This window comes from Burkholderia sp. Z1 (genome assembly GCF_014893795.1).
Taxonomy (GTDB): Bacteria; Pseudomonadota; Gammaproteobacteria; order Burkholderiales; family Burkholderiaceae; genus Burkholderia; species Burkholderia theae.
In genome coordinates this window covers 1,528,776-1,554,057 of sequence record NZ_JACFYL010000002.1, presented here as the reverse complement: position 1 = coordinate 1,554,057, position 25,282 = coordinate 1,528,776, and the positions used below count along the sequence as shown (strand labels likewise).

The 25,282-nt window shown below is 67.1% G+C and carries 24 protein-coding genes and 1 pseudogene; 17 read left to right on the top strand and 8 right to left on the bottom strand.

Annotated features, from left to right (window positions below):
* Positions 1–252: 252 nt before the first annotated feature.
* Positions 253–618 carry a response regulator gene (locus H3H55_RS37765; RefSeq protein ID WP_193102120.1) on the top strand — a complete coding sequence of 122 codons (366 nt, stop codon included), beginning with the start codon at positions 253–255 and terminating at the stop codon, positions 616–618.
* A gap of 544 nt (positions 619–1,162) precedes the next feature.
* Here H3H55_RS37765 and H3H55_RS37380 read toward each other — a convergent pair.
* The gene (locus H3H55_RS37380; protein ID WP_413463990.1) at positions 1,163–1,342 is read right to left on the bottom strand and encodes an LWXIA domain-containing protein; all 180 of its coding nucleotides are present in this window, start codon (positions 1,340–1,342) and stop codon (positions 1,163–1,165) included.
* 3 nt (positions 1,343–1,345) lie between these two features.
* The gene (locus H3H55_RS37375; RefSeq protein WP_226800353.1) at positions 1,346–1,603 is read right to left on the bottom strand and encodes a hypothetical protein; all 258 of its coding nucleotides are present in this window, start codon (positions 1,601–1,603) and stop codon (positions 1,346–1,348) included.
* A gap of 70 nt (positions 1,604–1,673) precedes the next feature.
* On the opposite strand from H3H55_RS37375, the pseudogene H3H55_RS24030 reads away from it, so the two are divergent.
* Positions 1,674–2,915 (top strand): annotated as a pseudogene (locus H3H55_RS24030) (class II fumarate hydratase); the annotation flags it as partial.
* A 241-nt stretch (positions 2,916–3,156) separates the two neighbouring features.
* Here the strand turns inward: H3H55_RS24030 and H3H55_RS24025 are convergent.
* Both H3H55_RS24025 and H3H55_RS37370 read right to left on the bottom strand, forming a co-directional pair.
* Positions 3,157–4,032, bottom strand: a complete 876-nt coding sequence (locus H3H55_RS24025) for a patatin-like phospholipase family protein (RefSeq protein WP_193102119.1) — start codon at positions 4,030–4,032, stop codon at positions 3,157–3,159.
* Positions 4,033–4,186: 154 nt separating this feature from the next.
* Positions 4,187–4,669: an alpha/beta fold hydrolase gene (locus H3H55_RS37370; RefSeq protein WP_226800561.1), complete on the bottom strand. Its 483-nt coding sequence runs from the start codon at positions 4,667–4,669 to the stop codon at positions 4,187–4,189.
* Between the two features lie 17 nt (positions 4,670–4,686).
* Here H3H55_RS37370 and H3H55_RS24015 point away from each other — a divergent pair, with 17 nt between their 5' ends.
* The 3 genes from H3H55_RS24015 (at position 4,687) to pal (ending at position 7,542) form a co-directional block, all read left to right on the top strand.
* Positions 4,687–5,265 carry a hypothetical protein gene (locus tag H3H55_RS24015; protein WP_193100493.1) on the top strand — a complete coding sequence of 193 codons (579 nt, stop codon included), beginning with the start codon at positions 4,687–4,689 and terminating at the stop codon, positions 5,263–5,265.
* 278 nt (positions 5,266–5,543) lie between these two features.
* On the top strand, positions 5,544–6,755 hold the full coding sequence (locus H3H55_RS24010; RefSeq protein WP_193100492.1) for a porin: 1,212 nt from the start codon (positions 5,544–5,546) through the stop codon (positions 6,753–6,755).
* 295 nt (positions 6,756–7,050) lie between these two features.
* Positions 7,051–7,542 carry a peptidoglycan-associated lipoprotein Pal gene (gene pal / locus H3H55_RS24005; RefSeq protein ID WP_193100491.1) on the top strand — a complete coding sequence of 164 codons (492 nt, stop codon included), beginning with the start codon at positions 7,051–7,053 and terminating at the stop codon, positions 7,540–7,542.
* A gap of 110 nt (positions 7,543–7,652) precedes the next feature.
* Here pal and H3H55_RS24000 read toward each other — a convergent pair whose 3' ends face one another.
* Complete coding sequence (locus tag H3H55_RS24000; protein WP_319022321.1) at positions 7,653–8,237, bottom strand: hypothetical protein; 585 nt, start codon at positions 8,235–8,237, stop codon at positions 7,653–7,655.
* A 121-nt stretch (positions 8,238–8,358) separates the two neighbouring features.
* Here H3H55_RS24000 and H3H55_RS23995 point away from each other — a divergent pair, with 121 nt between their 5' ends.
* Positions 8,359–8,523 carry a hypothetical protein gene (locus H3H55_RS23995; protein WP_193100490.1) on the top strand — a complete coding sequence of 55 codons (165 nt, stop codon included), beginning with the start codon at positions 8,359–8,361 and terminating at the stop codon, positions 8,521–8,523.
* Between the two features lie 89 nt (positions 8,524–8,612).
* Here the strand turns inward: H3H55_RS23995 and H3H55_RS23990 are convergent, their stop codons facing one another.
* Genes H3H55_RS23990 through H3H55_RS23980 form a run of 3 tightly spaced genes read right to left on the bottom strand, consistent with a single transcriptional unit; the run spans position 8,613 to position 13,431 of the window.
* Positions 8,613–9,872: a cytochrome c gene (locus tag H3H55_RS23990; protein ID WP_193100489.1), complete on the bottom strand. Its 1,260-nt coding sequence runs from the start codon at positions 9,870–9,872 to the stop codon at positions 8,613–8,615.
* A complete protein-coding gene (locus tag H3H55_RS23985; protein ID WP_193100488.1) occupies positions 9,869–10,555 on the bottom strand; it encodes a (2Fe-2S)-binding protein in 687 nt (228 codons plus the stop codon). Before H3H55_RS23985 ends, H3H55_RS23990 begins: the two co-directional genes overlap by 4 nt.
* The gene (locus tag H3H55_RS23980) at positions 10,552–13,431 is read right to left on the bottom strand and encodes a xanthine dehydrogenase family protein molybdopterin-binding subunit (protein WP_193100487.1); all 2,880 of its coding nucleotides are present in this window, start codon (positions 13,429–13,431) and stop codon (positions 10,552–10,554) included. Before H3H55_RS23980 ends, H3H55_RS23985 begins: the two co-directional genes overlap by 4 nt.
* 490 nt (positions 13,432–13,921) lie before the next feature.
* Between H3H55_RS23980 and H3H55_RS23975 the strand changes: the two genes are divergently transcribed.
* From H3H55_RS23975 to H3H55_RS23925, 11 genes are all read left to right on the top strand, one after another.
* A complete protein-coding gene (locus H3H55_RS23975) occupies positions 13,922–15,472 on the top strand; it encodes a sensor domain-containing diguanylate cyclase (RefSeq protein ID WP_193100486.1) in 1,551 nt (516 codons plus the stop codon).
* Positions 15,473–15,730: 258 nt separating this feature from the next.
* Positions 15,731–16,006, top strand: coding sequence for a hypothetical protein (locus H3H55_RS23970; RefSeq protein WP_193100485.1), 276 nt, complete (start codon positions 15,731–15,733; stop codon positions 16,004–16,006).
* 255 nt (positions 16,007–16,261) lie between these two features.
* Positions 16,262–17,302, top strand: a complete 1,041-nt coding sequence (locus H3H55_RS23965; protein WP_193100484.1) for a succinylglutamate desuccinylase/aspartoacylase family protein — start codon at positions 16,262–16,264, stop codon at positions 17,300–17,302.
* 103 nt (positions 17,303–17,405) lie between these two features.
* Positions 17,406–17,702: a type II toxin-antitoxin system MqsR family toxin gene (locus H3H55_RS23960; protein ID WP_048247685.1), complete on the top strand. Its 297-nt coding sequence runs from the start codon at positions 17,406–17,408 to the stop codon at positions 17,700–17,702.
* Positions 17,703–17,704: 2 nt separating this feature from the next.
* Positions 17,705–18,106: a type II toxin-antitoxin system MqsA family antitoxin gene (locus tag H3H55_RS23955; protein WP_193102115.1), complete on the top strand. Its 402-nt coding sequence runs from the start codon at positions 17,705–17,707 to the stop codon at positions 18,104–18,106.
* A gap of 315 nt (positions 18,107–18,421) precedes the next feature.
* Positions 18,422–18,982 (top strand): GNAT family N-acetyltransferase, encoded by a 561-nt coding sequence (locus H3H55_RS23950; RefSeq protein WP_193100483.1) that lies wholly within the window; start codon positions 18,422–18,424, stop codon positions 18,980–18,982.
* Positions 18,983–19,053: 71 nt separating this feature from the next.
* Entirely contained in the window at positions 19,054–19,995 is a 942-nt protein-coding gene (locus H3H55_RS23945; protein WP_048247689.1) for an ABC transporter substrate-binding protein, read from the top strand.
* Between the two features lie 53 nt (positions 19,996–20,048).
* On the top strand, positions 20,049–21,098 hold the full coding sequence (locus H3H55_RS23940) for an LLM class flavin-dependent oxidoreductase (protein ID WP_193100482.1): 1,050 nt from the start codon (positions 20,049–20,051) through the stop codon (positions 21,096–21,098).
* Between the two features lie 7 nt (positions 21,099–21,105).
* Positions 21,106–22,458 (top strand): LLM class flavin-dependent oxidoreductase, encoded by a 1,353-nt coding sequence (locus tag H3H55_RS23935; protein WP_193100481.1) that lies wholly within the window; start codon positions 21,106–21,108, stop codon positions 22,456–22,458.
* Between the two features lie 56 nt (positions 22,459–22,514).
* The gene (locus H3H55_RS23930; protein ID WP_193100480.1) at positions 22,515–24,296 is read left to right on the top strand and encodes an amino acid ABC transporter permease/ATP-binding protein; all 1,782 of its coding nucleotides are present in this window, start codon (positions 22,515–22,517) and stop codon (positions 24,294–24,296) included.
* A 43-nt stretch (positions 24,297–24,339) separates the two neighbouring features.
* On the top strand, positions 24,340–25,272 hold the full coding sequence (locus tag H3H55_RS23925; protein ID WP_193100479.1) for an ABC transporter substrate-binding protein: 933 nt from the start codon (positions 24,340–24,342) through the stop codon (positions 25,270–25,272).
* Positions 25,273–25,282: the final 10 nt, after the last annotated feature.

Sequence of the window (25,282 nt, the reverse complement as noted above, 5' to 3'; positions counted from 1 at the left end):
GGCATAGGACCTTGATTCAACGGCACAGCTTCGACGACGCGCGGGAAATACCGCCTGCCTCCGGCCCCTTTCGGGTCGTATCGATCGCTTGTCGACATCGCCCTGCAAGGACAAAATTCGGTTCGAGCGCACAGTTTCAGCATCGCTTTGCCGTATCCGCGATACTGAGCAGCGAAGGATTCGATGTCCATAGGCCGATGCCCAAGCTATACGCTTCGTCGAAGCCGACGTCGTCGATCGGGTTGTGCTTGACTGGAAGATTTCGGACATTCCGGACTGGAAGTTCTCGTCTGGATTCGCGCACGATTCGGTAGAGAACTTCCCGTATTGTTTGTGACAAACCGAGTGGGCGAAGATCAACTTGTCGCAGCACTTGAGGCAGGCGCCGACGACTATATGGTCAAGCGTGTCCGTCACCGGGAACTGATCGCAAGAGCAAGATCTGCCTGTACTGGCTCACCGTCGAGAGACCGGGTTTTCATGGACACCATTCTCCTTCGTGTTGCACAAATTCTCGAGAGACGGTTTTCACTCGTGACGCTCTGTCCGCGTGAAAGAGCTAAAAACTTGACGCCAGGTCGATCAGACAAGGCTTCTGGAATCATGGAAATGGCATAGTTCGCGTAATAGGATCGCATTTCTAGGCGGTTTATTTGTGAACATTTTTGAATACGCGACCTGCGTCAATCGCCTGCTCGGGACCACGCATAGACTGAATCGGACTATTTGCCGGACACCGCGCGATGACCACCGCTCCAATCCGTCCTTCGTCGATTCGATACCCATCTGGCGATGGTGAATCGCGCTCGATGCGCGGGACGTGTCAGCGCGGGTTCTCGCGGGTTCCCGTGGGCGCGGTCCCGGCGAGTTGCCGCTCGGCAAAGTCGAATGCCCGCTCCAGCCCGTCCATGGGATCCGCGCCTGTCATATGCGGAACGGGACAGAATTCCCCCTTGCTCGTGATCAGATCGAGTCGTACGCCATACCTCGGCTGCGAGCAGATCGAGCTGGTCGACCTGCTCGGTCGCCCGATCCATGCGCTGCAGCGCGAGCGCGGCGCCACCAGCAAGGCGTCGTCGCGCGCAAGGCCTGAGCGCGCCACGGCACGGCGACGACCCGCACGCCCGGCCACCGCCGAACCGCGGGCCCCGCACGCCCACCCTCACCCGACCACGACCTGCTGCCCGGGAGCGATGTCGCCCGGATTGCTCGCCAGATTCCGGTTGAGCTGCAGGATTTCGTTGAGCGCGACGTTGATCCGCTGGCCGTCCGACATCTGCTGCTGTTGATCGGCCGGCACGTGGGCCGCGGCAAGCAGCGATCCTTCGTGACGTTCGGCGATCGTTCACAACGAATCGCCCGCGACCACATTCACGGTCAGCGGCGTCGCGCTGGGTGAACTCGACGGCGGCTGCGCCGGTTGCGACGGCGTCGCGGATGCGCTCGGCTGAACCGGCACCGTCGTCGCGCCAGGCGACGGCGCAAGCAACGCGCCCGGCGTCGGCATCCCGTTGCTGGGGCCCAGATGAATCGTCGAAGAACCGGGCGCCTTGTGCTTGTCGTCCGACGCCGTCACCGACGTAATCAGGCTGATCCCTTGCATGATGCCGAAGATCGCCACCGACGCGGCCGATCCGGCCGACCGAGTGCCGCGGGCTGCCGTGGTGCAGCAGCTTCAGCGACGTCCCGCCGCCCACGCCAACATGCGGTGCGGTGTGCTTGACGCGTCGCTCGGCGAAGCCATCATCGCGGCGGCGGCGGAACTGCGCGGCGGCCGATTCGATGAGCACTTCCCCCTTTCCATCTGGCAGACCGGCTCGGGCACGCAGACCAACATGAACGCCAACGAGGTGATCGCGAACCGCGCCAACGAACGGCTGGGGCAGCCTCTGGGCACCAAGTCGCCGGTCCACCCGAACGACCACGTGAACGCGTCGCAATCGTCAAACGACAGTTTTCCGTCGGTCATGCACATCACCGCTGCCATTGAACTGGAAGACCGACTGGTCCCGGCGCTCAGCCGGCTACGCGATAGCCTGCACGAACGCGCCGGCGCCTTTGCCGACGTACTGAAGATCGCCCGCACCCACCTGATGGACGCGGTCCCCACCACGCTCGGCCGCGCCTTCGACGGCTTCACCGCGCAGATCGACAATGCGCTGGCGCGTCTGAGCGGCACGATGCCCCGCCTGCTCGTCCTGCCGCAGGGCGGTACGGCGGCAGGAACCGGCCTGAACGCCCCGCCCGGCTTCGACCAGGCGTTCTGTGAGGAAGCGAGCCGCCTGAGCGGCCTGGCGTTCCGTCCGAATCCTTGCAAAGTCGAGGGCATGGCTGCACACGACGCATTGCTCGAACTGTCCGGTGTGCTTAACGTGATCGCCGCGTCGCTCACCAAGATCGCCAATGACCTGCGCTGGATGGGTTCCGGTCCGAACGCCGGCCTTGGAGAATTGCTGCTGCCGGACGATGGGCTCACTTCCTCCATCATGCCCGGCAAACGCAATCCGACCATCGCCGAGGTCATGGTGCAGGCCGCCATGCAGGTGGCAGGCAACCATGTGACGGCGACGATGGCCGCGGCGTCCGGCAGCTTCGAGCTGAATGTGGCAAAGCCGGTGCTGATCTATAACGTCCTGCAGTAGATCCGGCTGCTGGCGGACTGTGCCACCGTTGCGGCCACTCGCCTCATTCCCGGCCTCCGGCCGGCCACGGAACGACTCGCGCGCGATCTGCAGAGCCCCTTGCTCGCCGTAACCGCCCTGAATCCGGTGCTGGGATACGACAAGGCAGCCTCCATTACCCGCCATGCCGCCGGACGCAGAATCGCTCCGCGCGAGGCAGCGATCGAGCTTGGCCTGCTGGACGGAGAGGCATTCGACAGGCTGGTGGATCTCCGGCGCATGGCGGGGAAATGACGCCGAGTCGAGGGCAGGCAGACTTTTTGACCGCACTGCACTGGCGCCGAGTCCCGCCGTCCGCAAGCCCTCACCAAATCCGCGCCGACATTCATGGTGGGCCACCTCGCACACTGAACCAATCGCGATCGTGCTCCATAGGCCGCCGGATTTCTATCGACCGGCGCGCAACGCGTCTGCCGGTGCCAGGGAACGCATTGAGCAGGCGCTACGCACCGACATCATTGGTCGGACGCTCCGCCTAGTGCGTGTGCTCGTGCAACGCCCCCGGAATGAACCGCTGTTCGAGGCCGCCATCGCCGAGCCACGCGCGGGTCCGCTCGGCCGCGAGTTCGATCAACGCCTTGCACCGGGTGTAGTCGTACGGCGAGACGTCGAGCGGACATAGGGGCGGCACGACGCAGATCGTGGCGCGACTTTCGTAGAACTCCAGATCGCGCACGAGCTGGCGCGCGATCACGAGCGTCAGCGCATGCATCGCCTGCGCGATTGCGCTTCCCGGTGGCTTGCGCAACGCGCACGCAAAGCCGGCCGGCAGCACGACGATGCGCGTCGCGCCCCGCGCGACGGCGATCGAGATCGGCGTATTGTTCGCGACGCCGCCATCGACCATCAGTCGATCGTCGATCCGCACCGGCGGAAACACGCCCGGGATCGCCGCGCTGGCGAGCACGGCGTCGACGACGGAGCCCGACGACAGCACGATTTCGTTGCCGCTGAGCATGTCGGTCGCGACGACGTGCAACGGCAGCGATGCGCGCTCCACGTATCGATACCGCAGATGCCGTTCCAGCAGCATGCGCAGTGCGGTCGCCTCGACGAGGTGTGCGCGGTTCTGCAGAACCGTCCTTAACAGGCCGAGCATCGAAAACGGCATGATGTCGCGCCGGCGGATGCTGCACCACAGCGCTTCGAGCTTCGCGACGCCGTCGCCGTCGGGTTGCCCGGCGAAATACGCGGCGTTGATCGCACCGGCGGACGCGCCGACCACGAAGTCAGGACGTTCACCGTGATTGAGCAGTTCGCGCAGCATGCCCACCTCGATCGCACCGAGGCTGCCCCCGCCGGCAAACACGAAAGCGGTCCGTTCCGGACTCGCGCTTCGATCGAGGGCCATGGTTGTCTCCCGTACCGGGCCAGTAGAGAAGAATGAACGCCGAAGTCTGCGATACAGATTCGCACAAATTGGCAGGCCGCTCAATGTACATCTTGCCGGCTCCGGTCAACCGCACGCGGAGCCGCCCGGACACCATTTCTTCGTCTGCGATGGCTCAATGTCCAGCCGCACGTTCAATCACGTCAGCAACCTCCCTCGGATGGGACAACATGGCCACATGACTGGCTTTGATCGTCTCCGTTGTGGCATGGATCGTTTGCGCCATGGTCGCTTCGAGCTTGGGTGAAATGGCACGATCGTCGGCAGCAACGATGTACCAGGACGGTTTGTTTCGCCAGGCGGGCTGGCCGATAGCGCCGCTGAGCGACTTCACGTTCGTCGGTGCCCGCGTTGCACCCAAGCGATTCGTTTGTAGAATCGGCCTGTTCGCCGTTTTCGACACGGTCAAACACATGACCCTCAGCCACCGTCCCGGCGGATACCGGCAAGATTTGCGATCCGTTCGGTTAGGATCGGCTGATGGGGCATACGATCGAAGCGGTCGAACTCGATGAAAACTCGTGATCACGATCGCGGCACTGCCTTGACGTTGATCGCCGGCTCCGGGCGGCTTGAACGACGGACGGCAAAACTCCATCGACAACGACCTTCGCAATGCACTACCACCCTGACGACATCAGCCGGCTTTATTCAAACGTCCCGACGCTGCTGCTGAACCGCCCTGCGCCGGCCGAACGGTTTCTCGCTGCCGCCGTCGATACCGGCGTCGAACTCGGGCATGTCCTGCGCGAATACCCGCAGGTCCGCTATCAACCGCTCGATTTCCACTACCTTTGCCAGCAAAGCCTGTCCGTGCTGGACGACGCGCTGCTGGCCGACCTGACGCGCGACGTGAATCACGGATGGCGCGGCGCACACTGGGCCGCGCTGCTGATTGCGCTATCGGGCGACGCACGCTACCTGCCGCACCTCGACGACGTCAGGCACCATCGCGGTGTCGAGTGGACCGTCGGGCTTGCCGAAGCCGCATCGCATCCGGATGCGTCGTCGTCGGCGTTTCGTGGTTGCCAGTCGATCGTGCGCCTGCGCAATCAGCTTGCCGTGTTGCCGCGCGTCGTCGTTCGACTGAGACCGTGCCCGTCGCCGGAAGCGTTCGAAGCCAGGGCGATCGCCGTGCGTGCCGCGTATCGAAGCGGTGGCGTCGACGCCGCGCTGCCGATTGCCCGCCGTTAACCGTTCGACATTCGATTCCGTACCGACGGCTCGACCGGCCTGATGTCGCACTGAAACCGAAACGCGCCGCCGACACCTCGACACGCCCCCTCCCGCGCCACACACTACCCGACGCCGGCGCCGACACGCCGCGATTCCGCTCGGTTTCGCAGAGGACCTTTCCTGTGCAGCGCCTTAATCGACCGTCGCTCGATCTCCAATAATGGCCGCTCGATCCGTCGGCCCGCACGCCGACGCGACCTGCCGGCCACCGGGCCGGGCCAACGATAAAAACTCCTATGCATTCCTACCAAATGAACAAGCACGCCGGCGCGCGCGTCGCGGGGACCGTTTTTGCCGCATGCATCACCGGCTTCGTGCCGGGCGTCGCGCACGCACAGAGCAGCGTGACGTTGTACGGCCTGATCGATACGTCGATTACGTACGCAACGAACCAGCGCACGCAAGGCGCCGGCTCGCCCGGCAGCGGTGCCGTCGCGATGACGAGCGGCGCACTGAACGCGGCGCGCTGGGGGCTGCGCGGCCGCGAGGATCTCGGCGGCGGGATGGCCGCGGTCTTCACGCTCGAAAACGGCTTCTCGGGCACCACCGGCAAGCTGTCGCAGAAAGGCGTCGACCTGTTCGGCCGCCAGGCTTGGATCGGCGTGAGCTCGAAGACGGCCGGCACGCTCACGTTCGGCCGCCAGTACGACCTGATCCTCGATTTCGTGACGCCGCTCGGCGCGTCTGGGCCCGGCTGGGGCGGCAACCTCGCGGTCCATCCGTACGACAACGACGATTCGAACCGCAACCTGCGCATCAACAATGCTGTGAAGTACACGAGCCCGACGTATCGCGGGCTGACGTTCGGCGCGATGTTCGGCTTCTCGAACACCGCCGGCCAGTTCAGCAACAACGCGGCGTGGAGCGCGGGGCTGTCGTATGCGAACGGGCCGCTGAAGCTCGGCGCCGGCTACCTGAAGATCAGCCGCGACCGCAATGCGCCGAACCCGGACGGCGCGCTGAGCACGGTCGACGGTTCCGCGACGATCACGGGCGGCAACCAGCAGATCTGGGCCGCGGCAGGCCGCTATGCGTTCGGGCCACATTCGGTCGGCGCCGCGTGGTCGCACTCGACCACCGACGGCGTGACGGGCGTGCTCCAGGGCGCCAGCATCGCGCCGCTGAAGGGCGAATCATTGGTGTTCGACAATTTCTCGGTCGACGGGCGCTTCTTCGTCACGCGCGCATTGAGCCTCGCCGCCGCATACACCTACACGATGGGCCGCTTCGACACGCGCACCGGCCAGACGCGCCCGAAATGGAACCAGGTCGTCGCGCAGGCCGACTATGCGCTGTCGAAGCGCACGGATGCGTATCTCGAAGGCACCTACCAGAGCGTGAGCGGCGGCAAGGGCAATCCCGCGTTCAACGCGACCGTCTGGACACTGACGCCGTCGGCGAACAGCAACCAGGTCGTCGTCGCACTGGGTTTGCGTCACAAGTTCTGACGACGCGGCGCCCTGCTCGCTTGCTCGCCTGCTGAAGCAGGAACGTCTCCCGGACTGTCGCGTCTGCGCAAAAAATGCGGAGAAACTGGTCACGCTGTGACATTTTTCCTAATCTAGTTGCAGCGGCATCGTGTTTCGGTGCTCCGGCCACAACACTCTTTCATATGGCGTCCCGCCGGCTTACGAAACGCATCGCGTGACGGAGCCGGCACTTTCGCGCCGTTGCGGCCGGATACGTGACGTTGCGAATCGCACGCACCACGCTTTCAACGCAGTCAACCGCTGGAGACGAACGATGAGCAAAACGAACCGATTTGCGGTCCTGGCAGCCTTCGCACTACTGGCCGGTTGCCACCACGCGGCGAAAACACCCGAGAATGCCGGCATGGCGCCGACGCCGTCGAGCGAAGCCGTCGCAACGGTGACGGCCGACGAGCTCAACAATCCGAACGGCCCGCTCGCGAAGCGCAGCATCTATTTCGATTTCGACCAGTACTCCGTGAAACCCGAATACCAGTCGCTGCTGCAGGCGCATGCCGACTACCTGCGCAGCCATCCGGCGCGGCACGTGCTGATCCAGGGCAATACCGACGAACGCGGCACGTCCGAATACAACCTCGCGCTCGGCGAGCGCCGTTCGCAGGCCGTGATGAGCGTGCTCGAAACGCTCGGCGTGCCGGCCACGCAACTCGAGGCCGTCAGCCTCGGCAAGGAAAAGCCGGTCGCGCTGGGGCACGACGAGGATTCGTGGGCGCAGAACCGCCGCGCCGATCTCGTTTATCGTTGACCGGACGCCGCCGCGACGGCGGCATCGCGTAAAGGAACGCATGGCGGGCCGCTGGCCGCAGTCGCGGCCGAGCGACGCTGTTCAGTTGGCCGGGTTCATGAGCGCATCGGTCAGGCGCCCGATGACGTACCGCTTTGCGTGCCGCGCAAGCGTTCGAGACGCCGATGCAGCCAGTGCGACATCACGCCCGACGTCACGAACGAATCGAGTATGGCGATCCCGTCGATGCCACCGATTTCATCCAACTTCAACAGATAGGTCTGCAGCAGCACGTATCCGATCATCGAACCGGTGCCCACGACGATCCCCAGCAGCACGAACCAGCGCCGCCGGATGCGCGTGCCGATCGCGCCCATGATGCCGCCCGCAACCGCTGCGGGCAGAAAATAGCCGAATACGAACGACGCGACAAAAACCATCAGCACCATGCCCGCGCAGAGTTTCAGCGTATCCCACTGCGGACCGTGAATCACGGACCACGCAACCAGCATCACGGACGGCCACACAATCGCCGCAACGAGCGGGCCGCCGACGGCAAACGACAGGCAGCCGAACACAACGGGACTGGACGCACGCAGCGGTTTGCGCGGTGGACGATCGATGGTGGCACTCATGTTTTTGTAATCGGAATCGGAATGGCGGCGTGCCGGAGTGTACCAAGGCACCGCGCGGCGCGTCCGATCCGGCACTTTCACGCGCGACGATACGCAAAAAGCATGGAATAAACGGCCCGTCCGAAACGTTTCGTCATCGCGCAGTCGCGCGGTTCACGCGAACCGGCCTGTCCTGCGGCCTGCGCGCTGCAAGGAGATTGCAATGAAATCGGCAACGTTGGCCGCGGCGCTGATCGCGGCGCTGGTGCTTGTGCTGTCGGCGGGATGCACGTCGGGCAGCGGCACTTCGCAAGGGCCCGGCATGAGCCGGTACGGCGGCGGGTCGGGAGGCAGCGGAGGGGGTGGCGGAGGCGGCAGCGGCTACTGAAGCGCCGCCGCAAAAAGTCGGGCGACGCATCGCGCGCGAGCGCCGGAAACCGGCCGCATCGCGCGCGACGCCCCGCCCTGCGGCACGACTTAACGCATGGCCTTCACGTCGGCCGGCGTGACGCTCGCGGGCTGGCCGCCCCACGTCGCGCGCAGGTAGTTCGCGAGCTGCGCGAGTTCGTCGTCGCTCAGCGTGTGCGCGAAACCCGGCATCGGCTGCAGGTTTTCGAGGCCGGCAAACTTCTGCTCGTCGATGCCGTCGAGCATCGCGACCAGCAGGTTGCGCGGGTCGCCCTGGCGCACCGTCGAATTTCCGTTCATCGGCACCGCGACGTGCGGCTTGCCTTCGCCGTTGAAGCCGTGACAACCCGCGCAGACCGCCAGATACACCGAGCGGCCGGCCGCGAGCTGCGCGGCGTCGGCCGACACCGGCTTCACCGGTTGCGGCGCGGGCGGCGTGTCGCCGAGCAGATACACGGACAACGCGCGCAGGTCGTCCTTCGTCATGTATTGCGTGCTCAGGTGCACGACCGGATACATCTCGCCGAACGCCGAGCCTTGCGGCGCGATGCCGACGCCGAAGAACGTCTGCAGGTCGGTGCCCGTCCAGCCGCGTGCGGCGAGGCCGGCCGGTGTGATGTCCGGCGCGGCCACGCGGCCGAGCGCGGCGCCCGCGAGTGGCTTCGCACTGTCGAGCTGGCCCGTGAACGTGCGCGGCGTGTGGCATTCCGCGCAGTGGCCGAGCGCGTTCGCCAGATAACGGCCGCGCTGCCAGTCGGCGGATTGCCCGGCCGACGCGTCCGGCAGGCTGTCCTTCAGGAAGAACAGATCCCACACGGCCATCCCGAAGCGCATGTTGTACGGGAACTTCAGGTCGTGCGCGCGGTTTTCCTGCGCGACCGGCTTGACCGTCATCAGGTACGCGTACATCGCGTCGGTGTCGGCGCGCGTGAGCTGTCGATACGACGTGTACGGCATCGACGGATACAGGCGCTTGGCCGGCGCCTTGCCGTCGTGCAGCGCGGCGTAGAAATCGTCCGCGCTCCAGCTGCCGATCCCGTGATCCTTGTCGGGCGTGATGTTCGAGCCGTAGAACGTGCCGTACGGCGAATCGAGCTTCGCGCCGCCGGCGAACGGCGCGCCGTCCTTCGCGGTGTGGCACGCCGCGCAGTCGGCGGCCTTGACGAGATAACGACCGCGCGCGACTTGGTCGGCACCGGGTGCGCCGGACGCCGCGTTCGACGCAGGCGCGTCATGGCCGCCGCAGGCGGCGAGCAGCAGCGCGCAGGCCGCCGCAAGCACGGGCAGGCCCGCGGCCCGCGCGACACGATGGGCGAATGTGCGTTTCATGCGGCGTCCTTCACGAGTCCCGGCGTCGTCAGCACCACGTCCTTCACGGCTTCGTAGTAGCGGACATAGCCCGTGCAGCGGCAGATGTGCGCGTCGAGCGCCTCGGTAATCGTGCGTTCGACGTCGGCCTTCGCGACCGGCTCGCGCTTCAGGCGCTCGATCAGCACGGTCGCCGCGTTGACGAAGCCCGGCGTGCAGTAGCCGCACTGGAAGCTGAAGTGCTCGAGGAACTTCTGCTGGATCGGCGACAGTTCGACCACTTCGCCCGCGTCGTTACGCTTCGCATGGCCCTCGATCGTGCGGATCGAACGGCCGTGGAAGAAGTGCGCGCCGGTAATGCAGGTGCGCATTTCCTCGCTCGTGCCGTCCGGCTTGTCGACGATCACGACGCAGGCATGGCAGATGCCCTGCCCGCAGCCGAGCCTCGAACCGGTGAGGCCTGCGTACTCGTGCAGGAACTCGATCATCATCAGCCCTTCGGGCACCTGCATCGGGCCGACGGACTTGCCGTTGATATTGATCGACAGCGGCTTCTGCTGGAACCGGACGAGCGGACGCTCGATGGCTGCCGGCGCAGCGGCCGGGGCGGATGCCGGTGCGGCCGAAGCCGCCGCCGGTGCGGAAGCGCCGGTCGCAGCCGCGCTGGCGCTCGCGGCCGAAGCCGCGGTTTGGGCGGTCGTCATGCGAGCACCTCCTGAATCTTTTGCGGGGTCACCGGCAGGTCGGTGAAACGATGGCCGATCGCGTGCGCGATGCCGTTCACGATCGCGCCGACGACGGGGATCATCACCACTTCGGCGACGCCCTTCGGCGGATCGGTCTCGGACAGCGGCGGCAGGATGTCGCCCGTCTGCGACCACACGGCAACGTCGGATGCGCGCGGCAGCTGGTAGCGGTTGAAGTTCCACGTACCGTTGCCGGGGCCGTCCTCGTAGAGCGGCAGGTATTCATGCAGCGCATGGCCGATACCCATCGCGAGGCCGCCCTGCAGCTGGCCCGACACGAGCTGCGGCGAGATCTGGTTGCCGCACTCCATGATCGAGTGGTGCGTGATCAGTTCGACCTTGCCGGTCGCTTCGTGCACGGCCAGCTCGACGAGCGTGCCGACGGCCGTGTAGTACGTGACGGCCGCGTTGTTGCGGCTCGTCGGCGGGATGAACACGCGCTTGCGGTCCAGCACGCGATAGCCGTTCGCGGTCGGCGCGAGCGTGCCGCGCATCGTCGTCGCGCCGGCCGGCGCGGCGGTACCCGGCACCGGGCCGTTGTCGTCGCCCGTCTTCGGCGCGCCGACGCGCAGCGACAGCCCGTCGATCGGCAGGCGATCGACCATGCCGCCCACTTCGAACTCGGCGTCGGTCCATTGCCAGCGGTTGAACACGTGCACGACGGCGCCGGTCGGCAGGCCGAGCGCATGCGCCTGCTTCGCGAGCTGTTCGAACGTCAGCGGCTCGAGGCCGTCGGCGGTCAGCTTGCCGTCGACCCAGCGCGCGTCCTCGATGCGGATCGCGTACGGCGCCGCCTGGCCGCCGCCGAGGCCGCGCGTCCAGATCGACATCGCGGCCGGCCACAGCCCGTAGCGGAACACCGCGCGCGCGGCTTCGCGCGTGCTGTGCGTGAAGTAGTACGCCGAGTTGGTCGCGCTCGACGGCGACGCATAGTTCGGCGACCAGCGCGGGTTCGCACTCAGCCGATCCTGGTCGGCCTGCGACATGAGGTACGGATCGCCGCTCGTCTCGACCGGCAGGTCCGGCCACTCGGTCACGGCGACGCGCACGTCCGTCGCCGGACGGCCGAGCCATTTGGCGACCGCGACGGCCTGCGACGTCGACATCCCGGTGCCGATCTCGGCAGCCGTGTGCTGCAGCGACACCTTGCCGTGCTCGTCGAACTCGACCTTCGCGAACGATGCTTCCGCGCCCGTGCCGAAATCCTTCTGCACGCAGGCGAAGCCGACGCCGTAGCGCTTGCCCGGGTTCGCGGCCTCGAATTCGGCCTTGCGCGCGACGCGGTGCGTCCACAGCGGATGCTGCTTCGCGCGTTCCAGCACTTCGTCGACGCGCAGCGCGCCGGCGGGAATCGCGCCCTGCGTGTTCTTCATCCCCGAGCGCAGCGCGTTACGCAGGCGGAAGTCGATCGGGTCGATGTTCAGCTGCGCGGCGATCTCGTCGACCGCCATCTCGGTCGCGGCCATGCTCTGCAGCGTGCCGTAGCCGCGTGCGGAACCGGCGTCGATCGCGCGCGACGCGATCGCGACCGCGGCCAGGTCGCTCTTCGGGAAGTAGTAGATCGACTGCGCGGCCGTCGCGCCGACCATCGCGACCGACGGCGAGAAGTTCATGCGCCCGCCGCCGTTCGCCTCGAAGTCGCCCTTGAACGACTGCAGCAGCCCCGTGTTGCGGTCGACCGCGATCCGGTAGTGCATCTTGAACGCGTGACGCTTCAGCGACGTCTGGAACTGCTCGTAGCGGTCGTTCGCGAAACGCACCGGGCGGCCGTCCGCGTACAGCGCGCAGACGAGGCCGTAGAACGGCACGTTGAAGTGATCCTTGGAACCGTAGCCGACCGTGTAGCACGGATGCACGAACAGCTTCTTCACCGGGAAGCGGCATTTCGCGACCATCGCGGCCGCGTTCTCCGACACTTCGAGCGGCGACTGGGTCGGCACGACGAGGTGCAGCGACTGCGTCGCGGCGTCGTACCAGCAGTTCGCGTTGTCGGGTTCGAGCGCGGCCGTATCGATCGACTGCGTGTTGTACTCGCGATCGAACACGAGCCAGTCGGCCGACGGATGATCGAGCTCGCTGGCGATCTGCCCCGCGAGGAACATGCCCTGCTCGTCGAGCTTGCCGTGCTCCTTGCCGTCCGGCCACACCGGCAGGTGCTTGCGCATCATGCTCGGGAAGATCGGCGCGTCCTTCAGGCTCGAATAGACGTCGTCGTCGTAGGCCGTCTTGCCGCCCACCCGCACGTAGCGGAACGTGCCCCACGGATCGCGCTCGAGCGGGCCCGTGACCGCGCCGTAGCGGATCACGTCGTCGCGGAACTTGAGCGTGTTCTTCGCGAAGCGGAAGCGTGCGAAGTCGTGATAGATGAGGATCGCGACCGCATGGCCGAGATACGCGGGCGTCTTGCCGGTCGGCAACAGCATGTCGTCGCCGTAGAACGCCGGGAACGCGACGCCGTCGCGCGCGAGATCGTCGGCCGTGACCACGCGGTCCGGTTTCAGGTCGTCGCCGAGCAGCGACAGGTCGAAGCCTTCGTACGTGCGGTCGGCCTGCGTGGCGCGCAGGATCAGCGCATGCGACTGCTGCTGCGGCCAGTGCGGCATGTCGGCCGCGCGCACGTCGCGGGCGAACACTTTCGAGCCCGTGACTTTCGCGATGCCGTCGATACGGAATTGGGGGATGCCGGTGACGCTATCCCATTTGACCGGGGTGAGGAGTTTTTCTTCGAAGAGCGCCGCGAATGCGCGGCTGCCCAGGGGCGCGACATACACTGCGACGCCCGCCAGCACGCTGGCTTTCAGAAAACCCCGCCGTGACAGGCCGTGGTTTTTCATGTGGGGGAACCTCCTGATGCGGCTCGGACGGCGATAGGGTGTCGCGGCGTTCGGAGCGGCGCGCATTCTGGCATTGTTTTTGATATATCGCCTATAGTATTTCTCGCATGAAATACTTATTGAATTTCTTATAACGGGATTCAGCCGGGCTGCGGCGGCCGGTCGCGGCGCGCAACGCGTCGACGATTTGTGCACGTTTGCGTACCAACGCGCACGCACGCCGCCCATGGCGGCCAGTCTCCGGTCGGCCGCCGCACATCGTCTCGCTCGCAACGATGCTGCCTCCGTGCCGTCGAATGCGCAAGACCTTCGCAGGCGTGGTTTACGACTAGCGGCCGGGGCCCGCCGGCGCGTCCGGTGCCGGTGCCCGGACGCGCCGCGACGTGCATGTTTCATGGTAATGTCGCGCGTATCCGGCTTGGCCGGCGCTTCCGCCACGTGCCGTGCGGACATCGCCAGCCATCGCTACATCGTGTCGAGGTCAAAAACCATGGCAGTCAGGGCATCCATCCTGAACTCCGTTCTCGCCACTCCCGCCTCCGGCAACCACCGTGTCACGGCCGCGCTGCGCCCGTCGATGCTGATCACGCTGTTCGAGGATATTCGCCCGATGGCGATGTCCGGGCTCGCAAGCGGCTTCGTCGCGACCGTCGCGCTGATCCGGCTGCAGCAGCTCTGGTGCCTCGCGTGGCTGATCCTCGACGTCGGCCTGCTCGTCGCCCGGATCGCGATCGCGCATGCCTACACGGTGCGCCGCGACGCCGGCGATGATCGCGCCGAATACTGGGCGATGCACTATGCGCCCGTGTCGCTCGCGGCGTGCTTCGTACTCGGCCTCGGCGTGATGGGCTGCCTGCAAGCGACCGACATCGAACTCGGCACGCTGTCGGTATTGGTCGCGGGCGGCGTATTCGGCGGCATCGCGTCGCGCAATTCGGCGTTACCGCGGCTCGCGATGACGCAGGTCACGCTCGGCGTGCTGCCGATCGGCGTCGGCGCGCTGCTGGCCCACCGGCCGGGCGCGTGGCTGTTGCTGCCGCCGCTTGCAATCTATCTCGCGGCCATGCGCACGGTCGTCCAGCGCCACTACCGCGTGCTCGTCGCGCTGATCGCCGCGCGCCAGCGCAACGCCGAACTCGTCGCGCGCTTCGACGCCGCCCTCACCTATATGCCGCACGGCCTGTGCATGATCGACGGCGACAGCCGCGTGATCGTCGCGAACCGGCGCACCGCGCAGCTGTTCGGCTCGCCGCGCGAGATCATGCTCGATACGCCGCTGCCCGACGTCATCGCCGCGCTCGGCGCGAACGCCAGATCCGATCCCGGCGGCACCGGTCTCGCCGCGCAGTGCGACGTCTGGCTGACCCGCGACGAACCCGAGCCGTTCGACATCGTGCTCACCGACGGCCGCCAACTCGAACTGACGCGCCATCGTGTGCCGGACGGCAACGCAGTGATCATCGTCGAAGACGTCACCACGCGCCGCCAGACCGAGCAGCACATCCGGCATCTCGCGCGGCACGACGCGCTGACGGGTCTGCCGAACCGCCACGAACTGCATACCCGGCTCAAACGGATGCTCGCGCACCGCCCGCGCATGCCCGGCCCCGCGCTCGCCGTCATGTATCTCGACCTCGACGGCTTCAAGGCGATCAACGACTGCTTCGGGCATCAGGCCGGCGACGAAGTGCTGACGCAGGTCGCCGAGCGGCTCGGCAAGACGCTGCCGCCCGGCGAGCTGGCGGCACGCATCGGCGGCGACGAATTCGTCGTCGCGATCGACGACACGACGATGCACGCGTGTTCGCTCCTCGCCGCGCGGATCATCCGGGAGATCTCGGCACCCTATACGCTGTCGATCGACAAGACGGTCAGCCTCGGGATCAGCATCGGCATCGCGCTCGACGACGGGCACGGCACCCCCGACGAGCTGATCCGTCAGGCCGACAGCGCGCTGTACGACGCGAAGTCGGGCGGCAAGGGCATCTACTGCTTCTATTCGAACGGCAGTCGCCGCGTGGAACCCGTCACCGCGAACTGACCCGGCGACGCACGCGGCCCGTTCGCCCCCGTGTCCGTTACCGGACACCTCCTCCCGACGATTCAAATCCGAAACCCTTTGCGTGTTCGCACGTCACGCGGCGCGCTCGCGTGTCACGTGACGTGTTCCGTAACATCGTCGGTTTCGACGCGTCACGTTGGCCGCAGAAGCCGGCACGATCGATGCAGGGCAAGGCTTTTCATGGCTGGCACTCTTATTGCTCCCTGTCAGGGAAACAGGTTGTCAGGGAGACCCAACATGAATACCGTCGAAGTCCTCAGCCGCAGCGAAACCATCGACGAACTGGATGTGATCGACGGCGCATCGCTGATCCGGCGGCTCGTCTCCGAGCGCCGCATACCGGCTGCCCGCGAAGCCGCGTGCGTCGACAATCCGCCGCTGACGCTGTACGGCGCGTTTCGCCAGGGCGTCGCCGATTACGGCACGCGTCGTGCGAATCCGTATCGCGCCGGCAGCCGTTTCTGGGCACTGTGGGAAGAAGGACGTCTCGAAGCTGAAACATCGGGCCGCTAAGCCGGCCGCACGCGCCGGCCCTGTCGCGGCAAGGGATCGGCGCGAAACCGTACACAAGAATGCAGCCGGCCGACGCGCCGGCATGCGTTCACCGATGCAACATCGCGCACGGTCGCGCGTATCGAAACAACGGCTCACCCATGCGCATCCGCGCGCATGCCGGTTGACGGCGTTCGGCGTTACCCGCCCCCGGTGCGCCGCGCGGCGGTCGTTTCCCGATAAGATGGCAGATTCCGTTCATCGCACGATGCCGCCATGACCGCCTCTTCCTCACAGCGAAACCCCATCCACTGCGAAATCGATCTCGACGCGCAAGGCAAGCACGCGGGCTACCTGCGGCTGCCGCATTCCGTGCACCGCTCGGCGTACGGCTGGCTGCCGATCCCGATCGCGTCGATCCGCAACGGCGACGGTCCGGTCGCGCTCGTGATGGCCGGCAACCACGGCGACGAATACGAAGGCCAGATCATCGTGTCGCAGCTGATGCGCGAGATCGAGCCCGAGATGGTCAGCGGGCAGTTGATCCTGCTGCCGATGGCGAATTTCCCGGCGGCGGATGCAGGGCTGCGCGTGTCGCCGCTCGACGAGGGCAACCTGAACCGCAGCTTCCCCGGCGACCCGACCGGCACGCCGACGCAGATGATCGCCCACTACATCGAGCATGCGCTGCTGTCGCGCGCGCAGTATCTGGTCGACCTGCACTCGGGCGGCAGCTCGCTGCTCTACCACGGCGGCAACATGCTCGCGATCGATCCGCTCGACGCGGACGAAGCCGCGAAGCTCAACGGGCTGCTGGTCGCATTCGGGTTGCAGAATGCGCTGCTGCACGCGCCTAACCCCGTGCATTCGGCATCGGCCGCGCGCCGGCAGAGCGCGATCTCGATCGTGACCGAACTCGGCGGCGCGGGCATGGCCGATCCGTCGCTGATCCGGCTCGGCCGCCACGGGCTGCTGCACTACCTCGGCTATATCGGCCTGCTGCGCGGCACGCTCGTGCCCGACGCGCCGCCGACCGTCACGCGCTTCATGCGCGTCGACGGCGACCGCCATTTCGTCTATGCGTACGAGCGCGGGCTGTATGAGCCGCTTGTCGAACTCGGCGACCAGGTGAAGGCCGGGCAGCCGGCCGCATGGGTGCATTTCCCCGATACGCCGTTGCGCGAACCGGTGCTGCACCGGTTCAAGGGCGACGGCGAAGTGGTGTGCAAGCGCGTGCCCGCGCAGGTGCGGCGCGGCGATTGCCTGTTCCAGCTCGCGGAGCCGTCGGCAGCGCCGAGCATCGGCCAGACGGCCTAAATCCGGATCCATCTCTTTTCGACGCTGTCTGCCAGCCATGGCGGACAGCATGCGCTCGCCATTAACCAACTTGACAAATTAACTTACTTGGTTATGATCGCAAATGGAAAAGAGAAGGCCTCATTGCAAGCTGCCCCTCGTCAAGGCGCTGGTCGAATCCGGCAAGGTCCGGTTGACCACGAGTGCGGTATTCGGCGCCCGGCAACTGGGTTTCACGGAAAGGGAGGCGCTCGATGTCGTGATGTCGCTGACCGACCTCGACTTCCACAAGAGCATGACGACGTACGCCGACCACACGATCTGGCAGGACGTCTACCGGCCGTTGACGGTGCGTGGCGACGTGTACCTGAAACTGACGGTGATCGACGATGTGCTGATCGTGTCTTTCAAGGAGAGATGATGATGAAGTGCCCCGCATGCGGTGCCGCCAGGCTGGTCCGCGACACGCGAGACATCCCCTATACCTACAAAGGCCGGTCGACTGTCGTCCACGATATCACCGGCGATTTTTGCCCGGCCTGCGGGGAATCGATACTGGATCTCGACGAGGCGACCCGTCTCGGCGAGGCGATCGCCGAGTTCAACAAGCAGGTGAACGCAACCATCGTCGACCCAAAGTACATCGCGAAGGTGCGCAAGAAGCTGAGGCTGGATCAGCGCGAGGCGGCCGAGCTCTTCGGCGGTGGCGTCAACGCGTTCTCCCGTTACGAGACAGGCAAGACGAATCCGCCGCTTGCCCTCGTGAAATTGCTGAAGATCCTGGATCGTCACCCCGATCTACTCGCCGAAGTTCGAGCAGCATAGGCGCTCGCATGTCGGCATCGCGCATGCGTCGAGCACCGGCTCCGACGCATGCGAACGCGGCCCGTCATCCCCACCCCACTCCCGCTGCAAGCCTTCTGACGCTTCCCGCGAAATCCTTATCGAAATTGCTTCGTTCGCCTTTGCCGGCCGCGCCGCTAACGTGTTCGAAACGGCGGCGGCCCGCCCCGTGCATCGCAGGATGCGCACCGGCTGCCGCCATCACGACAACCGCGTCGCGATAACGGAACAGACCGGACGGGCCGCGTGCCCGAACCCCGCCAGGAACGTCCGCATCGCGCGCCCTTCGCGATGCCCATGGCCACGACCGACCGCATCATCGATACGACGCCGCTCGACGTCCGCGCGCAACCGCTGATCGACGCGCTGATCGACGAATATTCGACCCGTTACGACGCGTATCGCCCCGACAGCCGCGCATCCGCGCGCGACGAACTCGCGCGCTACCCGGCCGAACTGTTCGCGCCGCCCGAAGGCGCGTTCGTGCTGCTGCTGCGCGGCGGCGAAACCATCGGCGGCGGCGCGTTCAAGCGCTTCGACGCGCAGACCGCCGAACTCAAACGCATCTGGACCCGCACGGACCTGCGCCGTCAGGGCCTCGCGCGACGCATCGTCGATGCGCTCGAACTGCGCGCCGTGCAGCAAGGCTACCGGCGCCTCTACCTGACCACCGGTTTCCGCCAGCCCGAAGCGTGGGCGCTGTACGACCGCACCGGCTATACGCGGCTGTTCGATTCGTCGATCGACCCCGAAGCGTGTTTCCACCTGCGGTTCGGCAAGGATCTCGCCGATCCGTCGCGCACGTCGACGCTCGCCGACCTGTGGGCGCCCGTGCCCGAACCGGTATTGCAGCGCTGACGGCGCAACCAACGGCTCCGTTTTCCTCCGACTCCGATCTCCGCTTCCGCTTTCCACGACAGGACGTTTTCATGCAACGAGCCGTACCGCTTTCTTCCCGTGCCGTGCGCACGCTGGCCGCCGCGCTGATCGGCCTGACCGCATTCGCCGCGGCCGCCGCGACGTTCGACCTGAGCCCCGAGCAGCGCGGCCGCCCGCGCGGCACGGCCGATGCGGCGGTCGAACGCGCGGTGCCCGCGTCATTCAAGTTCGCCGAGCCCGGCACGCTGACGATCGGTATCGCGCCGAGCCTGCCGCCGATCAGCTCGTATGCGACCGACGCGCGCACGGTGATCGGCTTCGACGCGGACGTCGGCCAGCTCGTGTCCGACAGCCTCGGCCGCAAGCTGAAGATTGTCGCGCTCGCGTGGGCCGACTGGCCGCTCGCGCTCGAATCGGGGAAAGTCGACGCGGTGATCTCGAACGTCACCGTCACCGAGGAGCGCAAGCAGAAGTTCGATTTCTCGACCTACCGCAAGGATCAGGTCGGCTTCTACGTGCGCAACGACAGCAAGATCCAGGCGATCCGCGAGCCGAAGGATGTCGCGGGGCTGCGCATCGTGACCGACGCCGGCACCAACCAGGAAAAGATCCTGCTCGCATGGGACCGCGAGAACGTCGCGCACGGGCTGAAGCCCGTGCAGATCCAGTACTACGACGACCAGGCGATGCGCATCGTCGCCGTGCAGTCGGGCCGCGCCGATGCCGTGTTCAGCGTGAACTCGGTACTCGCGTATCAAAGCGCGCAGCAAGGCAAGACGCGGCTCGTCGGTGCGATCAGCGGCGGCTGGCCGCGCACCGCCGATATCGCGATCGCGACGCGCCGCGGCAGCGGGCTCGCCGATCCGCTGACCGTCGCGCTGAACGGGCTGATCAGGAACGGCCGCTACCAGCAGGTGCTCGACCGCTGGAACCTCGCGTCCGAAGCGCTCGACCAGTCGCGCACGAATCCGCCGGGGCTGCCGAAGAGCTGAGCGCCGCGCGCGCCCACCGTCCATTCACGCCACACGCAGGAACGCCGCTCATCATGTCTTATTCGCTTTCGTTGCTGGACAAGAGTCCGATCGCCGACGGCGCGAGCGCCGCCGACGCGCTGCGCTTCACCACGACGCTCGCGCAACGTGCCGAACAGCTCGGCTACGAGCGCTTCTGGGTCGCCGAACATCACGGCACGCCCGGCTTCGCGAGCTCGGCGCCGGAGATCGTCGTCGCGCACCTGCTCGCGCACACGTCGCGCATCCGCGTCGGCTCGGGCGGCGTGATGCTGCAGCACTACAGCCCGTTCAAGGTCGCCGAGTCGTTCAAGCTGCTGGCCGCGCTCGCGCCGGGCCGCGTCGATCTCGGTATCGGCAAGGCGCCCGGCGGGCTGCCGCTGACCACGCGCGCGCTGCAGTGGTTCCACGACAAGGCGCGCAAGCCCGACTTCGCGGGCCAGCTCGCGGAGCTCGACGCGTTTCTCGGCTGGGGCGTCGCCGAAGACCATCCGCTTGCCGGCGCGGTCGCGATGCCGGTGCCGCCGCAGCCGCCCGAACGCATCCTGCTCGGCGGTTCGCCGGACAGCGGCACGCTCGCCGCGCGCAACGGCTGGCGCTTCTGCTACGCGGGGCATTTCAACGGCGACGACGCGAATCTCGAACGCTCGCTCGATGCGTATCGCAGCGCGGGCGGCACACGACCGCTCGTCGCGCTGTACGCGGTCGCCGCGCCGACGCGCGACGAAGCCGAGCAACTGATCGGGCCGCTGAAGATCTTCAAGCTGCAGTTCGCGGGCGGCCAGAGCTTCAATCTCGGCAGCGCGCAGGCGGCCGCCGAATTCGCACGGCAAAGCGGTGCGTCCGACTACCGGATCGACGAACTGCGCCCGACGGTGCTGGCCGATACGCCCGAGCGCATCCACCGTGCGCTCGATGCGCTGAGCCGGCGGCTCGACGTCGACGCGTTCGTGATCGATTCGCCGGTGACCGACTACGCGGCGCGGCTCGCGTCGGTCGAATGGCTCGGCGGCGCGCTGTCGGCCACGCCGTTGCATGCGGCCCTCGCGGACGACCGCTCCCTTTCCCCTGACCAGAACGCGTGACGCTCCCATGACGACCCGACGATCGATCCCCTTCGGCCTGATGCTGCAAGGCGCAGGCAGCCACATGAACGCATGGCGGCACCCGAGCAACCCGCCGGACGCCAGCATCAACCTCGACTTCGCGATCGGCATCGCGCGCAAGGCGGAAGCCGCCGGCATCACGTTCGCGTTCGTCGCGGACGGCCTCTACATCAACGAGAAGTCGATTCCGCACTTCCTGAACCGTTTCGAGCCGTTGACCGTGCTGTCGGCGCTCGCGGTCGCGACGAAGAAGATCGGGCTCGCGGGCACGATCTCGACGTCGTACAGCGAGCCGTTCACGGTCGCGCGCCAGCTCGCGTCGCTCGACGCGATCAGCGGCGGGCGCGCGGGCTGGAACGTCGTGACGACGCCGCTCGAAGGCACCGCGAAGAATTTCGGCAAGGCGCATCCCGATCACGAACTGCGCTACGAGATCGCCGACGAATACCTCGACGTCGTGCAGGGACTGTGGGACAGCTGGGACGACGACGCATTCGTGCGCGACCGTGCGACCGGCCGCTTCTTCGATCGCGACAAGCTGCACACGCTCGATCATCACGGCCGCTTCTTCCAGGTCGCGGGCCCGCTCAACATCCAGCGCTCGCCGCAGGGGCAGCCGGTGATCTTCCAGGCCGGCTCGTCCGACACCGGCATCGGGCTCGCGGGCAAGTATGCCGATGCGGTGTTCACGCACTCGCCGTCGCTCGACGAAACGGCCGCGTTCACGCGGCGCGTGAAGCAGAGCGCGATCGAGCACGGGCGGCAAGCCGGCGACGTGAAGATCTTCCCCGGCGTCGGGCCAATCGTCGGCCGCACGGCCGCCGAGGCGGAAGACAAATACCAGGCGATCCGCAACCTGCTCACGATCGACGAAGCGCTCGCGTATCTCGGCCGCTATTTCGATCACCACGATTTCACGCAATACGCGCTCGACGCACCGTTCCCCGAACTCGGCGAGCTCGGCCGCAACAGCTTCCGCTCGACCACCGACCGGATCAAGGCCGACGCGAAACAGAAAGGCCTCTCGCTGCGCGAGACGGCGCTCGCGGTCGCGACGCCGCGCCCGAACTTCATCGGCACGGCCGAGCATGTGGCCGACGAGTTGATCCGCTGGCACGACGCGGGCGCCGGCGACGGCTTCATCCTCGGCTTTCCGGTGCAGGCGCAGGGCGTCGACGATTTCGTCGAGCTCGTGATTCCGGTGCTCGAGGCGCGCGGCCGCTACAGCCGCGACCTGCCCGGCGCCACGCTGCGCGACCACCTCGGCCTGCCGCGCAAGGCGAGCCGCCACGCGGCGCCCGGCGCCTCGCAGGAACCGGCGGCCGAAGCGCACGCCTGACGCCACCGCGCCGCCCGTGCGCGGCGCGCCCGACCGACTCGAGGACTTCCCACGACATGAGCGACACGACCCACCTCGGCGGCGCGCTGCCGCCGCTCTCTTCCCCCGCCACGCGCGACGCCGGCACACGTTTCCGGATCGTGCCCGCGCGCCACCGGGCGCGCACGGCCGGCACCGTGCTCGCCGTCGTGCTGATCGCGATCACGCTGCATTCGATCCTCGGCAACCCGCAATGGGGCTGGCCGGTGTTCGCCGAATGGTTCCTGTCGCCACCGGTGCTGTCGGGACTCGCGCGCACGCTGGTGCTGACGCTGCTCGGCGCGGTGTTCGGCTTCGTGCTCGGCGCGTTCGTCGCGCTGGCCCGGCTGTCGCGTTCGCGCCTGCTGTCCGCGAGCGCGTGGACCTTCGTCTGGCTGTTCCGCTCGATTCCGCTGATCGTGCTGCTGCTGATCCTCAACAACCTCGGCTACCTGTACGAGCACGTGCGGCTAGGCGTGCCGTTCACCGACATCGTGTGGTTCGAGGCGCCGACGACCGACCTGATCAGCCCGTTCCTCGCGGCCGTGCTCGGCCTCACGCTGAACCACGCGGCGTTTTCCGCGGAGGTGATCCGCGGCGGCATTCTCGCGGTCGACCAGGGACAACTCGAAGCGGCCGCCGCGCTCGGGCTGCCGCGCGGCCGCCAGACCGCGCGGATCGTGCTGCCGCAGGCGATGCGCGCGATCCTGCCGACCGCGTTCAACGATCTGATCACGCTCGCGAAAGGCACGTCGATGGTGTACGTGCTCGCGATGCCGGAACTGTTCTACACGGTGCAGGTGATCTATCGCCGCAATCTCGAAGTGATTCCGCTGCTGATGGTCGCGACCGTCTGGTACCTGATCATCCTGACCGTGCTGTCGGCGATCCAGGTGCAGGTCGAGCGGCACTATGCACGCGGCGCGCTGCGCAATCCGCCGCCGTCCGTGCTCACGTTCGCGCTTACTCGCATCGGCGTGCTGTGGCGGCGTGCAACCGCGCGCAACGCGGCGTCGAATGTGCAGGCCGACAGCGAACTCGCCACCGCCGCACTCCGAACGGGCGGCGAAGTGGCCGTGCACGGCGTATCGAAGCAGTTCGGCATGCAGCGCGTGCTCGACAACGTGTCGTTCGTCGCGCCGCGCGGCAGCGTGACCGTGATCGTCGGGCCGTCCGGATCGGGCAAGTCGACGCTGCTGCGCACGATCAACCATCTCGAACGCGTCGACGACGGTTTCATCGACATCGACGGCGAACTGATCGGCTACCGGCGCGACGGCGACGTGCTCTACGAGCTGAAGGAGCGCGACGTGCTGACGCGGCGCACGGCCGTCGGGATGGTGTTCCAGAACTTCAACCTGTTCCCGCACCTGACGGTGCTCGAGAACCTGATCGAGGCGCCGATCGCCGTTGCCGGCGTGACGCGCGACGCCGCCGAGCGCACCGCCCGCACGCTGCTCGCGCGCGTCGGGCTCGCGGACAAGGCCGATGCGTACCCGCGCCAGCTGTCCGGTGGCCAGCAGCAGCGCGTCGCGATCGCGCGGGCGCTCGCGCTGCGTCCGAAGGTGTTGCTGTTCGACGAGCCGACGTCGGCGCTCGATCCCGAACTCGTCAACGAGGTGCTCGACGTGATCAAGGAACTCGCGCGCTCGGGCACGACGCTCGTGATCGTCACGCACGAGATCGGCTTCGCGCGCGAAGTCGCGGACAACGTGCTGTTCATGGAGCGCGGGCGCATCGTCGAGGCCGGGCCGCCGGCCGTCGTGCTCGACGCGCCGGCGCATCCGCGCACGCGCGCATTCCTGTCGCGGGTGCTGTGATGCGCGCCGCCCCCGACTTGCGAGACCTGCGAGGCGCGCCACGATGATCGACCGACGCCAGTTCATGACCGCCGCGCTGGTGGCGGCATCCGGCTTGCCGTGGCGCGCGGCGCAGGCGGCCGCCGCAACGGCGGACCTCGACCCGCGCCAGGCCGGCCGCCTCCGAGCGGAACGCGACGACGCCGCGATCCGCGCGGCGACCGGCTACCGCTGGGTGCGCGACGGCGCGTTCACGGTCGCGATTTCGCCGCACGCGCCGCCCGTGTCGACCTACGCGACCGACGCGCGCACCGTGGTCGGTGCCGATCCCGACTATGCGCAACTCGTCGCCGATGCGCTCGGCCGCACGCTCGCGCTGGTGCCGATCGCGTGGGCCGACTGGCCGCTCGGGCTGACGTCCGGCAAGTACGACGCGGTGATCTCGAACGTCGGCGTGACCGAGAAGCGCAAGGAGAAATACGATTTCACGACCTACCGGCTCGGGCTTCATGGCTTCTATGTCCGCACCGCCAGCCCGATCGCGAAGATCGCCGAACCGAAGGACATCGCGGGCTTGCGGATCATCACCGGTGCCGGGACGAGCCAGGAGCGGATCCTGCTCGAATGGAGCCGGCGCAACGTCGCGCAGGGGCTGAAGCCGACCGAGCTGCTCTATTTCGACGACGATGCGACCGCGCGTGTCGCGCTGCTGTCGGGCCGCGCCGATGCGGAGCTGAACCCGAACGCGTCGCTCGCGTACGAGGCCGCGCGTAGCGGCAAGATTCGCCGCGTCGGCGTCGTCAATGCGGGCTGGCCGAACAATGCCGATGTCGCGATCGCGACGCGCCGCGGCAGCGGGCTCGCGCCCGCGTTGACGCTTGCGACGAATGCGCTGATCGACAGCGGCCGCTACGGGCAGGCGCTCGCGCGCTGGGGCCTGCAGAGCGAAGCGATCGCGCGCGCGGAGACCAATCCGCCGGGGTTACCGTCGTTCTGAACGGAATGCC

Excerpts from the sequence above, each read along its gene's own strand:
- H3H55_RS23980 (WP_193100487.1), bottom strand. The coding sequence starts at position 13,431 with ATGAAAAACCACGGCCTGTCACGGCGGGGTTTTCTGAAAGCCAGCGTG.
- H3H55_RS23965 (WP_193100484.1), top strand. The coding sequence starts at position 16,262 with ATGACCGCCTCTTCCTCACAGCGAAACCCCATCCACTGCGAAATCGAT.
- H3H55_RS23950 (WP_193100483.1), top strand. The coding sequence starts at position 18,422 with ATGGCCACGACCGACCGCATCATCGATACGACGCCGCTCGACGTCCGC.
- H3H55_RS23945 (WP_048247689.1), top strand. The coding sequence starts at position 19,054 with ATGCAACGAGCCGTACCGCTTTCTTCCCGTGCCGTGCGCACGCTGGCC.
- pal (WP_193100491.1), top strand. The coding sequence starts at position 7,051 with ATGAGCAAAACGAACCGATTTGCGGTCCTGGCAGCCTTCGCACTACTG.
- H3H55_RS23970 (WP_193100485.1), top strand. The coding sequence starts at position 15,731 with ATGAATACCGTCGAAGTCCTCAGCCGCAGCGAAACCATCGACGAACTG.
- H3H55_RS24015 (WP_193100493.1), top strand. The coding sequence starts at position 4,687 with ATGCACTACCACCCTGACGACATCAGCCGGCTTTATTCAAACGTCCCG.
- H3H55_RS23990 (WP_193100489.1), bottom strand. The coding sequence starts at position 9,872 with ATGAAACGCACATTCGCCCATCGTGTCGCGCGGGCCGCGGGCCTGCCC.
- H3H55_RS37375 (WP_226800353.1), bottom strand. The coding sequence starts at position 1,603 with ATGCAAGGGATCAGCCTGATTACGTCGGTGACGGCGTCGGACGACAAG.
- H3H55_RS24010 (WP_193100492.1), top strand. The coding sequence starts at position 5,544 with ATGCATTCCTACCAAATGAACAAGCACGCCGGCGCGCGCGTCGCGGGG.
- H3H55_RS23960 (WP_048247685.1), top strand. The coding sequence starts at position 17,406 with ATGGAAAAGAGAAGGCCTCATTGCAAGCTGCCCCTCGTCAAGGCGCTG.
- H3H55_RS23935 (WP_193100481.1), top strand. The coding sequence starts at position 21,106 with ATGACGACCCGACGATCGATCCCCTTCGGCCTGATGCTGCAAGGCGCA.
- H3H55_RS23925 (WP_193100479.1), top strand. The coding sequence starts at position 24,340 with ATGATCGACCGACGCCAGTTCATGACCGCCGCGCTGGTGGCGGCATCC.
- H3H55_RS24025 (WP_193102119.1), bottom strand. The coding sequence starts at position 4,032 with ATGGCCCTCGATCGAAGCGCGAGTCCGGAACGGACCGCTTTCGTGTTT.
- H3H55_RS23995 (WP_193100490.1), top strand. The coding sequence starts at position 8,359 with ATGAAATCGGCAACGTTGGCCGCGGCGCTGATCGCGGCGCTGGTGCTT.
- H3H55_RS37370 (WP_226800561.1), bottom strand. The coding sequence starts at position 4,669 with ATGGAGTTTTGCCGTCCGTCGTTCAAGCCGCCCGGAGCCGGCGATCAA.
- H3H55_RS23975 (WP_193100486.1), top strand. The coding sequence starts at position 13,922 with ATGGCAGTCAGGGCATCCATCCTGAACTCCGTTCTCGCCACTCCCGCC.
- H3H55_RS23955 (WP_193102115.1), top strand. The coding sequence starts at position 17,705 with ATGAAGTGCCCCGCATGCGGTGCCGCCAGGCTGGTCCGCGACACGCGA.
- H3H55_RS23930 (WP_193100480.1), top strand. The coding sequence starts at position 22,515 with ATGAGCGACACGACCCACCTCGGCGGCGCGCTGCCGCCGCTCTCTTCC.
- H3H55_RS23985 (WP_193100488.1), bottom strand. The coding sequence starts at position 10,555 with ATGACGACCGCCCAAACCGCGGCTTCGGCCGCGAGCGCCAGCGCGGCT.
- H3H55_RS23940 (WP_193100482.1), top strand. The coding sequence starts at position 20,049 with ATGTCTTATTCGCTTTCGTTGCTGGACAAGAGTCCGATCGCCGACGGC.